Genomic DNA, 13578 nt, shown 5'->3' on the forward strand with positions numbered 1-13578 from the left:
ACGGGCAGGCAACTTCCAAGTGGCAGACAAAGTCTTTCCGTTCAATTGCTGCTTGTTCATAAGACTCCAGTTCCGGTTCTGTAAGACCGATCATTTCTTCCATTTCTTCCGAAGAATAATTGACGACACCAAGACCCATTTCTTCACCATTCAGGTCATGGATACGGACAACAGCCCCTTTGTCAAAGCGTCCTTGGACATGATGGATGTTCGTCGGCATCAAGCTCTGCTTATTGTCGATGAATGTTTCCTGTGCACGGTGGTCAATGATTACTTCCCCTTCAGGACCGGAATTGAAAGCAATCCACTGTTTCTTATGATCCAAGTTTTCTGCTTCTTTGTCGGTTACGAAGTAAGTTCCCTTCGCCTTTTGATAAACGGCATCATAGACGATTCCGGGCGTCGTTGCTTTACCCAGGAAGGAAGAAATTCCGGACGCCATGGATATCTTAAAGGCATCAATCTTGGACTTCATTCCACCGGTGCCTACTGCACTTCCCGGATCACCGGCTGCAGCTTCGATTTCCGGTGTAATTTCGTGGACTTTATCGAGTAGTTCAGCATTTTCATTTTTACGTGGATCGTCATCGAAAAGTCCATCAATGTCAGATAGAATGATTAGTTGATCTGCATCGACGAGTCCAGCTACTTTAGCAGAAAGCGTGTCGTTGTCTCCGAACCGCAGTCGATCGATGGTAATGGTATCGTTCTCGTTTACAATCGGGATGATACCGCGTTCTAAGAGGACATTGATTGTGTTACGTGCATTGGTATAACGATTTTCGTCTGAGAAGTCGCTTCTAGTGATGAGAATTTGTGAGCCCATATAGCCGTGGGACAGGAAAAGATCGGAATAAGATTCCATCAATAATCCTTGGCCAATGGATGCTGCGGCTTGTTTTTCCGGAAGGGAACTTGGGCGTTCCAGACAACCGAGTTTGCGATAGCCTGCCGCTACGGCACCTGAGGATACGAGTAAAACTTCGTGGCCGTCGTCCTTCAAACGGACGACTTCATCTACTAATTTTTCTAATTTACGTCTGCTGATTTCACCATGCATACTGGTAAGAGAACTGCTGCCTATTTTAATTACTACCCTTTTTTTCTGTTGAGTCAACCTATCACTCCTATTTAACATTTTCGCATCTATTGATTCCACTTATTTACTTCCTACAAGTAGTCCTTCTAATTCTTTACTTAGTTCCTTGGAACGTCCTGCTGCACCCAAGATTGCCTGGGAAATGGCATGACCTCCACCATTGGCATCCAAAGCTTCTAAACCTGCTGCAGTCGTACCGTTCGGGGATGTCACATTTTCACGCAGCTCCGTCGGGCTTTCTTCTCTTTCCAACATCATCTTGGCTGCTCCAAGTAATGTCTGTGCTCCGATCTCGCGTAAGGTTTCGCGGTCCATGCCTTCCGCACGTCCCGTTTCTTCAATATGCTCCATTAGATAATAGAAGTAAGCCGGTCCGCTACCCGCAATTCCAGTAAATACATCCATTTTGTCTTCATCAATAATGAAAACTTCTCCGATGGAACGAAGCAGGTCCTTAGCCACTGTGACATTCTCCATGTCTACGAATGCTCCCGGACAAATCGCCGTAGCGGATTCCCGAAGCATGCTCGATGTGTTCGGCATGACACGGATCACTTTCTGTCCTTCGTTTAAGCGCTCCTCCATATAAGATGTGGATATACCTGCAAGAACAGATACGAGCACTTGATCAGCAGTTAATTTATCTTTCAAGTCCGCTAAGACTCCATCAATATCTTTTGGCTTCATTGCAAGAATGAACTGGTCGATTTCCGAATAATCCAGATCATCTTTCAATACTGTACGCACGCCGTATTTATTATAAATTGTATTTAAACGTTGTTGATTACTTCGATTGGTTACAACGATGTTGTCCGCTGGAATATTGCCGGATTCCACCATTCCGGATATCATCGCTTCAGCCATTGAGCCTGCACCTAGAAAAGCAATCGTTTGTTTAATCATTTGGGTTAATCTCTCCCGTTCGCGTTTTTTGTTCGCTTTCTTCAAGACGTTTTTCATAATAACACTGGCAGATAGTTATTCAAGGGTTTTTCGGCAAGTCACCTCTCTAAGAGCCAATTAGTGAGTGTAAACGGTTTCAAGGAGAGATATATCCACTTCACACCGTCTCATCGTGAATAATCTCGGCTCATGATTGTATATGCGGGTTGAATTTTCTAGAAAATCCCGATAAGCGCAAATTGACTGAATTGACTGATAAATTAAAGTGAGTCCAAATAAAAAAGACATCTGTTGATCCTACCTCAACAGATGCCCTTATTCTTCGTTAATAAAGTGATTCAGCTTTGCCAGCTGCGCGTTCAGTTCTCCTATAGGTACAAAACGTGCCTTTCGAAACCATTCTTTCCCTTCTGAATAAACAAGGACCGCCGGGACGGTCATGACTGAATACTGTCCGGCTACTTCAGGAAGTTGATCGGTATCGACATGTCTCGCCTCAATCTCTGGATAATCTTCCAGTAATTCCTCTACTTGAGGATACAGACCATGACAAACGGAACAGCCTTGTCGGGAAACGTAAAGGACGGACAAGCCTTTCCCTGCGACAAACTCATCCACTTCCTCTATAGAGTGTAATGATTTCAATATGCTCACCTCCCTTTTCATTATATCAGGATTCGGAATGTTTTACTTCTTGTAAAACTTGAATCACTGTAGTCGATCCGGAGGTGGCTGAATATGCTTCTTCTGTTCGACTTCTTGGAATATATCTGGATTACCCTTTCCATTCCTATCCTGTGTACCATTCAACTGCAGCGCCTGCAGAATACGATTCAACTCTGTGTGGATCATCTGAACATCTTGTTTCGTCGCAGGTTGCTTCAAGTCTTTCCATTCATAACCGATCTGTCCATTCGGTTCCAGGGTAGCCGTTTTCACATCTTGGATGGAGGTAACGTTCAATTGCCTCAGCTTCATCTCCAATTGATCCACAGTGAAGCGTAACTTCTTCATGTTTTTCTCATTCATACGACCATTTTCTATGATAGAGACGGATCGTCCTGTAAGAAATCTCTCCATAAAATCAAATTTTACCTGAGCGTATTCCATGAGCATCAGCGTCAATACCAGGACACCGCCTACCCCGAAGGTGACCCAGATATTTTTGCCGGCTACCGGCTGTATCAACAAGGATCCAATGGCAATCATAATTACTGTTTGGGACAAGGTCATTTGTGAAATCGACTTTCTGCCGGCTATTCTTAGAATAATGGTGCCGACAAATATGATCAAAATCGCTTTCCATATCCAATCCATCGCTCTCACCTCCCTATGTATGCTTTCCAAAATAAATTGGTTTATCCTGCAAGATGAATCATTATTATCCAATTTCCGCAATTATACTGATAAGCAACAGTATGCGTCTGTTGTGATTCGCAGGAGATGCTTTGCAGAAGGTGGGATTAACGCGGATCTTTTTCAAGCTCCAGAATAATTGAAAAACCGGTATCGCCCGATACGTGATAACCCTTATAATGGAAGTAAGCCAAGGATAGGAGAGAATGCCGTGTACGCTTTTTATTTTGGAATCATTCTTGCCGTATCTGTCACAGCCCTCATCGGGACGGTTTGGATTGCCCGATCTGTGTCAAAAGAGGAGGAAAATCCCTCGTACGAAAATGATGTAAACAATCTGAAGGACGACCGGAGGAATTCCAGCAGCATTCCACTACTGTCGACGATATATGCCATTACTTTCGCTGTTACTATTGTGCTCGTATGGATTTTCATCTTTTGAGCAGCCGTCTTTTCGGGTTGTATCTATTACATGATCCGCGAGGCCGGTCGGATCAACCTGAAGCAGATAATGGTCTTCCGCCGGCCAATACCGTTCTCTGAACTTATGAATATCCTTTTGTGTTTCTGATGATTCCCGCTGAAAGCGCACACCCCTGTCGCAATCTAGAAATACAACATAATCAAGAAAGGTACGCCATTCTTCGCGCTGCAGGAAGACACCTTCTATGAAAATAACACAGGCTTCCGGAAGTCGCGTTTCCTTCCATTGATGGTCATCTGCATCAGGGGCATAGTAAGTAAGGAAGACAGACCTTATCTTTCTCGCGCACAAAGCGGAACAAATGCTCCTGCAGCCATTTCACTTTCCATTGAAAATAGTAGTATTCCTGCCAGGAAGGGTATCCCGTTTGATACCGGTCTTTCCAGTTTACGATGTGATCATCCAAATGAAAGACTACCGTATGGATTCCTTCTTCTTCAAATCTTTGACACAGGTGATGCACGAATGTCGTTTTTCCCGATCGGCTCCATCCATCAATTCCGACAATCACTCTGCCTTTTAAGCTTCGCTTCTTCTCCTCTGCCTCGTACATGCTGTTCCCCTCCCCTTTCCACTGCCCGAGGTATACCGGCCCCTCACAGAGCATAGAATGTACAACCATTGTCAGCAATCCACTCAAAACATATATTCCCAGTTATTTCTGTACATACTTCTATTAAACAGTAATGAGACAAAACTATGTAGTCCGATATTTTCTTTATAGAAAACAAAGGAGCTGTTTGATATGAATCCATTCGATATGTTTCAAAACCTTACCCATAAGAAAATGAGCTTTGCCGAAGCATTCTCGCATATTAAGACGTTCATGTTGAGCGACCCCCTTGCCAATTACCGCCTGATGCTTGGTACCGATTCTCAAGTACACCCTTCCCACACGTTGTTCATTACCGGAATTGTCATTCAAAGGGTAGGCAAAGGAGCTTGGGCTTGTTTCCGCAAAGAATCTGTTCCCAGGAAAATGACCACGCTCCATGAGCGCATTTCCTATGAAACTTCCCTTACAGAACAGGTAGCATCGCTGTTCACAGAAGAACGGAAGAACGAGCTGATAGAAATCGTTCTCCCCCACATTTATAAAGGGGCCACATTTACAATGGAAGGGCATCTGGACATCGGTTCCGGCGAGCGTAACAGGACCAGGGTGTATGTGAACGAAATGGTCGCAAGGATTGAATCCCTGGGAATGGAACCGAAAATCAAACCGGACTCCATTGTGGCCAGCAGTTATGCGAACCGATATACAAAATGAATGGACTCCTCCCTCTCTTCTTTTTGTTATACTTCTATTATAGAGAAACACAGGCAGAGGATGTTGATGATGAACGAAAAAGCAATGACGTCACTCGTTTTAGGCATTTTGTCGATCTTTTTACCTTTCCTCGGACTTATTACAGGAATCATGGGGATCATTTATGCCAACACCGTACTCAGCACGGGAGAGGAAGCGGAGGGAAGGAATTTAGCCATCAGCGGTAAGGTGTGCAGTATTATTGGTTTATGTCTGCAAATCCTTGTTATCATAACCGTTATTCTTGGGTATCTATTCTTCACACGATTGATTTTTGGATACAACTAAAGAGGCGCATACATCAAATGTATGCGCCTCTTTTCAGTTTCACAAAACATAATTTTTATTAGATGAGAGATGTACTGCAGAAGGTGTCGTTTTCTCTTCGACAGCATCTTTTCTGGTTATAAACAGGGCAAGCAGAACGGCCAGCATGCCGGCAGTAAGTTTGCCGATGATAACCGGCAGGATCATCTCCGGTTCAACCCCGGCAACGAAACCGAGATGGCTGCCGATGACGAAAGCCCCACTCACCGCAAAGGCGGAATTGATCACCTTACCGCGCGGGTTCATCTCCTTCATCATTGCAAACATGGGCAGATGATGCGCTAAGGAAGCAAGCAGTCCGGTAAGCGCCGTTTCGTTCACGCCCAGTACACGGCTCCAAGCAGAGAAATACTTTCGGCAGTAGTGATTCAGAATGGTTACAAACGGATAGGCCCCAGCAAGCGTAATGGTAATCTTACCTACGATAATGATCCCTTCAGAAAAAGGAGCCATACCAGGGATCAGGACAAGCCCCGTCAATGTTTCAATGGCAATCAGCAACAATCCGATCAACAGGATCGCTTCCATACCCTTGCCTAAATAAGCGAACACTCTAATCGTAAGCCTACGAAAAAGAAATAAACCTGCGCTGACAAGTACTGCTAATAAGATGGCAGGGAGTAACTGTTTGAACATCCACCCCCATTCAAATCCGGCGGACGCTCCTCCAACAAGGCAGCCGAGCGGAATGGTCGCTATACCAGCAAGGACTCCTTTGGCAAAGTAAGGACTGTCCTCCTTTTTGATGATCGTAAGCGCGACCGGAATCGTAAACACGAGTGTCGGTCCCATCATCGTTCCGAGGAGCGTCCAGGAAAACAGGGCGGCCCTGCCATCGACCGCCAGCGCCTCCGACAAAGGGTACGCCCCCATATCTATGGCAAGCACCATGGAAGCAAAGATGGAAGGATCTGCTCCGAACCACTGAAATGCCGGAGAAATTACGGGCGCCAGCCATTCGGACAAAACGGGAGCAAGAGAAATGATCCCAATCATGGATAAGGCGAGCGAACCCATCATCGTAAACGCTTCATAGAAACGTGCCCCGATTTTAAGGCGGTTATTTAGAAAATAATAATCAAATGCTCCGGCAACCATAAACAGGCACAGCAGAATTAGTACGCCGTCATTGAACCACAAAACCCCATCCCTCTCTTCCCTCTAAAAAAGACTCCCGGGCCCCAGGAGTCTTGATCCATTTATTATCCGATGCTGCATGCAGCAGAACCGTTTTTCTGCAAATATTTCTGATGGTATTCTTCCGCTTCAAAGAAGGAGGTCGCTTCTTCCACTTCCGTGACGATCGCCCGCTTGAACGTCCCCTTCTCCTCCCACTCTTTAATCTTCTCTTCCGCAATATATTTCTGACTCGCGTCGGAATAGAAAATCGCTGAGCGGTACTGATGTCCTACATCAATTCCCTGCTTGTTCTTAGAAGTAGGATCATGTGCTTCAAAGAAAATGTTAATTAATTCGGAATACGTAATTCTTGTCGGGTCATATTCGATTCTGACGGCTTCCGCGTGCCCCGTTTTACCTGTTTTGACTTGTTCGTAGGTTGGATTCTCCAGTTTCCCGCCGATATAGCCGACCTTTGTAGCTGTTACGCCTTCAAATTTCTCAAAAAACGCCTCTACTCCCCAAAAACATCCTGCACCGAAAATAGCTGTTGCCATTTGACATCTTTCCCTTCCCTTAACGCAACTTCTATCGAGAGCCTTTACGGTATAGTAAACAAAAAGACCCCTTTTCTTATCCAGTAAGAAAAGGGGGTCGTAAATATCCGTACGATCCTCTCATCTCTTAGAGCAATAAATACTCTACAGGAATTGGCACCGTTCTCGTCAATTGTACAATTGATTCGATGGTTGCCGGGCATCAAAGGGCCAGTCCCTCCGCCTCTCTGGATAAGAAGTTTCCGTTATTATTTAATTTAAGTTAATTTACATACTACAACGTTTTTCCAATGAAGTAAAGGGGGAAGCTCAAATTTTTTTGTAAGGACTCTCCCTTCATTCTATGCAGGAACCACAACGGGAATGACGATAATCAGCCTTGACTATTCGTTGTGTAAACTTCTTCAAACGGCTGGACGATGACAAATCCATCCCCTTCGAATTTCATCTGAATGGATTCCCCGCTCCCTCTGCCGATGAAAGTCTTGAAACTGACATCTGTCTTGAAAGCAGGCTCCAAATGCCCGGACCAGGCAACTGTTGCATGAGGATCGGTCAAAACAGGCTGACCGGGCTTCACTAATAAAGTCAGCGGTTCATAATGAGAGGTAATAGCTACACGACCACTTCCGGAGAGAGTAACGTTAAACAATCCGCCCGATACCATGCCGGCTACTTTTTTCATCAATTTGATGTCCCAGTTTATGCTCGGTTCAAAGGCCAAAAGGTCATTGCCGTTCACCGTCAGCGTCTCATTGTCCAAGTCAAAGATTGTAATCTTCTTACCTTGATCAGCGAGGTATAATGCCCCCCTCCCTGTTGCTTTCATAAGAGAGCTTCCCTCTCCAGTCATCGCCTTCTTGAACAAGCGGCCCACTCCATGCTCCAATATTCCTTCCCTTTCAAATTTAATATCTCCGTTATAAGAAATCATAGACCCGGCTTTCGCCCACACCTGGTCCATCAAATTAACTTCCAATATCCTCGGGGTTTCCAATTCAAAGTAATCGTTTTCCGAATCGTCCTGCTTCGTCTGCCTGATAAATTCCTGTATTGAATAATTTCCCATCCTGATTCCTCCCTCAATGATTGGCCAATGTAGAAGCTCATGATTGTCATACGTTTCCATACCCGCTAATGTTTCAACTTACTCAAGTCCTTTTCTTTACGTATCAGCACTACTGTTATGGTAGACTCGGGTTACCATGTCATTACACAAAAGGAGAGCTATATATGTATGGTTTAGATGAGAAAAGAGAGCAGCTGCTCGAATATGTGAGGGAGATTCCCGCCTCCAAACATACGGTGAAACCGGCAGAAAATCGCTGGTCTATTATGGAAGTATTGGAGCATTTGTACTTAATCGAACAGTTCGTCATCCATCAGGTGAACAGATCACTTAAGCAAGGAGATCAGCAGCAGGTGACGGAAAAACCAGTCCATAAGGTAACCAACCGCTCTTACACATTGGAAGCACCAGAGTCTGTTCGTCCAAAGGGTATTTTTCATAACCTGAAGGAAGCGGAAGACGGACTCAAAAAATCAAGGGAAGCTACATTATTCCTCATTCATAATAAAGAAAAAGAAACGTTGCAGAACCGAGCATTTCCACATCCTGCTCTTGGTGACATGAACCTGGAACAATGGGTCGAATTTATCGGCTGGCACGAACTTCGCCACCTCGATCAGATCAAAGAAATTAACCAATCTTTAAATACATGATTAAACCCCCCGGAGCTTTACTCCGGGGGGTTGTATTATGCTTGACCTTTGTAATCTTCAGGCTTAATTTCTTCTCCGTTCTTGCCGGTATAGCGAAGACCCCAGCCTGTCCAGGCAGCAATCAGCATGACAATCAACAGTCCCCAGCCCTGGAATACGAACGGGAATACTTCTCCGGGTCCGATAACAGGAAGGAAGTCATACTGCTCAGCCGCTCCTCTTACAGTCGTCCAGGCAAGCAGGACACCGCCGCTCCAAGGGAAGATATACCCGAGTGAAGAAGTGACAGTATCAAGAAAATTGGCACGTCTGTAAGGATGAATGTTCAACTCTTTTCCTAGCTTCCTCACAAACGGTGCAGCCGCAATTTCTGCCGCTGTATTAATGGTGATGAACATATTGAGAAACGCCACAATACCAAAAATCGACAGCTCTGCTCTGCGTACCACGTTATTGATAAGTCGAAGGAAGAAATTCTTGATAACATCCATCGTTCCAGCTACTTCCAGAAGGTAGGCAGCCGCCAAAATGAACAGGATGAGGACAGCCATGTTGAAGTAGCCGCCGATTCCATCGATCAATGCTCCTTCTACCACCGCTTCTCCAGCTTCATTTTTATAAATATGAAGCACTTCTGTCAAAGAAGTCCCTGATAGAAAGATGAATACGACGGATGCTAGAATTCCCCATGATAAAGAAGTCAATAAATGCTGACCGCTCAACGCCAGGTAAAGTACGAGCGCAAAAGGAATCAGCATGACAAGACCGTTCGGCGATACTTCATTCTGAAGCTGTGAGATGATGGCTTCGCTGCCGGTCTCCCCACCGCCTCCGAATGTAACGAATAAAATAAGTGCAGGTATTGCAGCTGCTATGGAATACTTAAATCTTGACCGTACAACACCTGGGACGTCCGCTTCCTGTGTCGTAGCTGACACGATCGTCGTATCAGAAACCGGAGCCAGGTTATCTCCAAATACCGCTCCACTCAATATTGCAGCCAGAAGCAGCACAGGATCTGCTCCCAGAATGACACCAGCCGGATACATCAACACACCAAACGTCGCTACTGTACCGTAACCTGTACCTACGGCTGTAGCAAATAATCCGGCAAGCAGGAAGGTGATTCCGACGAACATGCCCCCCTCAAGGCCGGTCTGAAACCCGAACCAGATAAGGCCATCCACCAGACCCCCCGCAGAAAGCATATTTGCAAACATACCCGCCCAAAACCATGCAATGATGGCAACTATACCGACAGGCTGGGCCATACCTGTAATTAATGCTTGAGCATAGTCCGCCCATTTCGATCGGCAGAAAAACAAACCAAGTGCGATCCCGATCACCATACCAAGCACTAATCCCTGCTCCGTTACTAATTCTGTAACGCTTAGTACTATTGCCCAAATGATGAAGAACACCAAAGGAATCGTCGCAGCAAAGACTCCCCCGCGGAACTCTAATCGATCTACTGATTTTTCCCCTAATGCCTCGTCAACCACTTGATCCTTTTGTCTGTCTGACATCAGATGTCCTCCTTCTATCTCTTGTTCTGTCTAGTGATGCACTACTACAGTTTACCACCAAGTGTATAGACATATAAACAGCGAATTTTTAACACTTTAAAGCGTTTGGTTATATGTGTAAACGAATCTCCTTCCAGCTTCCAACTCTGGAAATTATCCCTCTTTACGCTGGATGAACGAGAAGCTAAAATAACACAAACAAACCGGGAATTTTCCGTCTTATCCTACTGTAAATGACAACTTTCTCACGGTCCGTAACGAGCATAAGTGTTTGACTATACAAATTATTCTGATAACATTATGAAACACAGCCATTACTCCATATTATTTCCAACAGGAAGGTGAAAATGTGACTACGAAAAGAAAAAGCAACGATCATACAACCCCTCTAAGACGTGACATCAGATCCCTCGGCAAAATGCTCGGGCATGTCCTCGTCCATCATGGAGGAGAAGAATTATTGAATAAAGTGGAAACGATTCGACAATGGACGAAAGACTTGAGAAGTAACCCGGACCCTGCCACTTATCAGCAATTGAAACAGGAAATTCAAAACCTCGAACCACCGATGCGGGCCCAGGTCATCCGCGCATTCTCAATCTATTTCCACCTCGTCAACATCGCTGAACAAAATCACCGGATCCGCCGCAGACGAGAATATCAGATAAGAGAGGATCATGGTGTCCAGCCCTTCTCTCTAGAAAGCGCCGTACTTAACCTGAAGAACAATAATTTCTCCAAAGATGTCATCCAGGATGTGCTCCACCATCTCTCCTTGGAATTGATCATCACTGCCCACCCGACGGAAGCGACGAAACGAACCGTTCTTGAGATACAGAAGCGGATCGCAACAATCCTTCAGAAACTTGACCATCCACAGTTGACGCAAAGAGAGCGGGAAAGCCTTCAGGAAAGTCTTCAGAATGAAGTAACTGTCCTTTGGCAGACGGACGAGCTCAGAGAAAGAAAACCAACAGTAATGGATGAAGTAAGAAACGGCCTTTATTATTTTGACGAGACGCTGTTTGATGTCCTTCCGGAAATTCATCAGGAACTGGAAGCGAGGCTCGAAGAACAGTACCCGGACGAAGAATGGTCTGTACCGAATTTTCTCCGTTTCGGATCCTGGATTGGCGGAGACCGTGACGGAAATCCGAACGTCACCCCGGACATTACTTGGGAAACATTACAGAAGCAGCGTACCCTTGTACTCAAAAAATACAGAAACGTTCTCATAGAATTGATGAAACGGTTCAGTCAGTCTTCCGCTCTGGTGAACGTTTCCAACGAGCTTAAACAGGCGATCGAAAAAGAAGAAGCACTGCTTCCATCCGGCAAAAAGTGGCGGGTAGACAAAGAGATTTATCGAAGAAAGTTCGCCATCATATTGGAAAGGCTGGAGCAGGTGGGTCAATCTGATACCGGATATACGCATGCGGAAGAGCTGTTGGACGACCTCCACCAAATTCAGAGAAGCGCTCAGGCACACCAACCTGGAAGCATTGAATTGAAGAAGTTGAAAAAGCTTATCCGCCAAGTCGAGTTGTTCGGCTTCCACCTGGCAACTTTGGATATCCGGAATCACAGCGGTGAGCACGAATCGGCTGTCAGCGAACTGTTACGTAAAGTCGGTATCGTTGACGATTACGCTGCCCTTTCCGAGCAGGAGAAGCTGAATACATTACAGGATGTTCTGAAAGATCCGCGTCCGATATCGCTTCTGAACGAGGATTATACCGAATCGACCCAGGAAATGCTCAACGTCTTTCATATGATCAGAAAAGCACACCTTGAATTCGGAAAACGATCCATTGAAGTTTATCTAATAAGTATGAGCGAATCCGCAAGCGATCTGCTGGAGGTGCTCGTTCTGGCCAAGGAAGCGGGCATTTACCGGCTTCATGCTGATGGATCCGTCGAAAGCAACTTGAATATTGCCCCATTATTGGAGACAGTGGATGATTTGGTCGCGGGACCAGATATTCTAAAAACACTGTTTGAAATGGACCTGTACAGTAAGCATTTAAACATCCGCGGTAACAAACAGGAAATCATGCTTGGATACTCGGATGGAAGTAAGGACGGTGGGACACTGACGGCCAACTGGAAGCTATATAAAGCGCAACAGGAAATCCATGATATGGCTCATGCCTATGACGTCAGCCTTAAATTCTTCCACGGACGCGGCGGCTCTCTCGGCCGGGGCGGCGGGCCACTTAACCGAAGCCTGCTTTCCCAGCCTGTGGAAACGCTTGGAGAAAGCGTGAAGATTACCGAACAAGGAGAAGTGTTATCCTCCCGCTATCTGCTTCGTGATATTGCTTATCGAAGCTTGGAGCAGGCAGCATCTACTCTGCTCGAGGGAGCTGCGAACGTTTCGAAAGAATCAGAACAAGGCCATCACCGGGAAGAAGTCTGGGAACAGGCGCTTGATGACATCTCGGATGTCTCGCTTGAGAAATACCAATCGCTTGTTTTCGGTGACTCCGACTTCTTAACCTACTTCAACGAAGCGACACCACTTCAGGAAGTAAGCCAACTGAATATCGGCTCCCGGCCAAGCAAACGGAAAGACAGCTCCAAGTTCGAAAATCTGCGGGCTATTCCATGGGTATTCGCTTGGACGCAGAACCGCCAGCTGCTTCCTGCCTGGTACGCTTCCGGTACAGGATTGGCTTCTTATGTGGAGAAAGATGAAAACAATCTCGCTACATTAAAGCAAATGTACGAGAACTGGCCGTTCTTCCATTCCACCATCAACAACTTGCAGATGGCGTTAACGAAAGCGGATATTCAGACAGCAAAAGAATATACAGCCCTCGTCAATGACCAGAAACTCGGCGAACGTATCTTCAAGAATATCGTGGAGGAATATGAGCGAACGAAGGAAGTATTACTGAAGATTTCCGGTGATCAAGAACTGCTTGATCATCAGCCGACAATCAAAGAATCCGTCCGACTAAGAAATCCTTACGTGGATCCTCTTAACTTCCTGCAGGTAGATTTGATCAAGAAGCTTCGGGATGTCGATGGGGACGATGAAGAGACTCTGACAGAAGTGCTGCTGACGATCAGTGGAATCGCAGCCGGGCTTCGAAACACGGGTTGATTTCAGCACAATTTTATACTATCTAAAAACCCGGCCGTTACGGCCGGGTTTTCTTGTTTTAAGCGGT

At 45.6% G+C, this 13578-nt stretch carries 13 protein-coding genes, 1 pseudogene and 1 riboswitch; of the genes and pseudogenes, 5 read left to right on the plus strand and 9 right to left on the minus strand.

Features of this window, described 5'->3' with window-relative positions:
* The 4 genes from proB to D479_RS10340 form a co-directional block, all read right to left on the minus strand.
* Nucleotides 1–1117: glutamate 5-kinase (gene proB, locus D479_RS10325; RefSeq protein ID WP_008636624.1), on the minus strand; the 1117-nt coding region annotated here is incomplete at its 3' end.
* 42 nt (nt 1118–1159) lie between these two features.
* Nucleotides 1160–2002: a pyrroline-5-carboxylate reductase gene (proC, locus tag D479_RS10330; RefSeq protein ID WP_008636626.1), complete on the minus strand. Its 843-nt coding sequence runs from the start codon at nt 2000–2002 to the stop codon at nt 1160–1162.
* A gap of 315 nt (nt 2003–2317) precedes the next feature.
* Nucleotides 2318–2656, minus strand: coding sequence for a thioredoxin family protein (locus tag D479_RS10335; protein WP_328700172.1), 339 nt, complete (start codon nt 2654–2656; stop codon nt 2318–2320).
* Between the two features lie 54 nt (nt 2657–2710).
* Nucleotides 2711–3319: a DUF421 domain-containing protein gene (locus tag D479_RS10340; RefSeq protein WP_008636631.1), complete on the minus strand. Its 609-nt coding sequence runs from the start codon at nt 3317–3319 to the stop codon at nt 2711–2713.
* A 250-nt stretch (nt 3320–3569) separates the two neighbouring features.
* On the opposite strand from D479_RS10340, the gene D479_RS20750 reads away from it, so the two are divergent.
* Entirely contained in the window at nt 3570–3800 is a 231-nt protein-coding gene (locus D479_RS20750; RefSeq protein WP_008636634.1) for a hypothetical protein, read from the plus strand.
* A gap of 63 nt (nt 3801–3863) precedes the next feature.
* On the opposite strand, the pseudogene D479_RS10350 reads toward D479_RS20750, so the two are convergent.
* Nucleotides 3864–4395, minus strand: a pseudogene (locus D479_RS10350) (hypothetical protein); the annotation flags it as partial.
* A gap of 192 nt (nt 4396–4587) precedes the next feature.
* On the opposite strand from D479_RS10350, the gene D479_RS10355 reads away from it, so the two are divergent.
* Entirely contained in the window at nt 4588–5112 is a 525-nt protein-coding gene (locus D479_RS10355; protein ID WP_008636648.1) for a ribonuclease H-like YkuK family protein, read from the plus strand.
* A 69-nt stretch (nt 5113–5181) separates the two neighbouring features.
* On the plus strand, nt 5182–5439 hold the full coding sequence (locus D479_RS10360) for a hypothetical protein (protein ID WP_008636650.1): 258 nt from the start codon (nt 5182–5184) through the stop codon (nt 5437–5439).
* A gap of 39 nt (nt 5440–5478) precedes the next feature.
* Here D479_RS10360 and eutH read toward each other — a convergent pair whose 3' ends face one another.
* The 3 genes from eutH to D479_RS10375 all read right to left on the minus strand — a co-directional run bounded on the left by eutH (nt 5479) and on the right by D479_RS10375 (nt 8223).
* Complete coding sequence (gene eutH, locus D479_RS10365; RefSeq protein ID WP_008636653.1) at nt 5479–6618, minus strand: ethanolamine utilization protein EutH; 1140 nt, start codon at nt 6616–6618, stop codon at nt 5479–5481.
* Nucleotides 6619–6680: 62 nt separating this feature from the next.
* Complete coding sequence (gene msrA / locus D479_RS10370) at nt 6681–7154, minus strand: peptide-methionine (S)-S-oxide reductase MsrA (RefSeq protein ID WP_008636656.1); 474 nt, start codon at nt 7152–7154, stop codon at nt 6681–6683.
* Between the two features lie 117 nt (nt 7155–7271).
* Nucleotides 7272–7392, minus strand: a riboswitch (SAM riboswitch).
* A gap of 135 nt (nt 7393–7527) precedes the next feature.
* Complete coding sequence (locus D479_RS10375; RefSeq protein WP_008636658.1) at nt 7528–8223, minus strand: AIM24 family protein; 696 nt, start codon at nt 8221–8223, stop codon at nt 7528–7530.
* Between the two features lie 164 nt (nt 8224–8387).
* On the opposite strand from D479_RS10375, the gene D479_RS10380 reads away from it, so the two are divergent.
* Nucleotides 8388–8876: a DinB family protein gene (locus tag D479_RS10380; RefSeq protein WP_008636659.1), complete on the plus strand. Its 489-nt coding sequence runs from the start codon at nt 8388–8390 to the stop codon at nt 8874–8876.
* Between the two features lie 35 nt (nt 8877–8911).
* Here the strand turns inward: D479_RS10380 and D479_RS10385 are convergent, their stop codons facing one another.
* A complete protein-coding gene (locus tag D479_RS10385) occupies nt 8912–10402 on the minus strand; it encodes a Na+/H+ antiporter NhaC family protein (protein WP_008636660.1) in 1491 nt (496 codons plus the stop codon).
* Nucleotides 10403–10751: 349 nt separating this feature from the next.
* Between D479_RS10385 and ppc the strand changes: the two genes are divergently transcribed.
* Nucleotides 10752–13511, plus strand: a complete 2760-nt coding sequence (gene ppc, locus D479_RS10390; RefSeq protein ID WP_008636661.1) for a phosphoenolpyruvate carboxylase — start codon at nt 10752–10754, stop codon at nt 13509–13511.
* Nucleotides 13512–13578 lie beyond the last annotated feature (67 nt).

This window comes from Halobacillus sp. BAB-2008, from assembly GCF_000328325.1.
Taxonomy (GTDB): Bacteria; Bacillota; Bacilli; order Bacillales; family Halobacillaceae; genus Halobacillus.

Coding starts and splice junctions, on each gene's coding strand:
- proC (WP_008636626.1), bottom strand. CDS start 2,002: ATGATTAAACAAACGATTGCTTTTCTAGGTGCAGGCTCAATGGCTGAA.
- D479_RS10340 (WP_008636631.1), bottom strand. CDS start 3,319: ATGGATTGGATATGGAAAGCGATTTTGATCATATTTGTCGGCACCATT.
- D479_RS10355 (WP_008636648.1), top strand. CDS start 4,588: ATGAATCCATTCGATATGTTTCAAAACCTTACCCATAAGAAAATGAGC.
- D479_RS10360 (WP_008636650.1), top strand. CDS start 5,182: ATGAACGAAAAAGCAATGACGTCACTCGTTTTAGGCATTTTGTCGATC.
- msrA (WP_008636656.1), bottom strand. CDS start 7,154: ATGGCAACAGCTATTTTCGGTGCAGGATGTTTTTGGGGAGTAGAGGCG.
- D479_RS10375 (WP_008636658.1), bottom strand. CDS start 8,223: ATGGGAAATTATTCAATACAGGAATTTATCAGGCAGACGAAGCAGGAC.
- D479_RS10380 (WP_008636659.1), top strand. CDS start 8,388: ATGTATGGTTTAGATGAGAAAAGAGAGCAGCTGCTCGAATATGTGAGG.
- D479_RS10385 (WP_008636660.1), bottom strand. CDS start 10,402: ATGTCAGACAGACAAAAGGATCAAGTGGTTGACGAGGCATTAGGGGAA.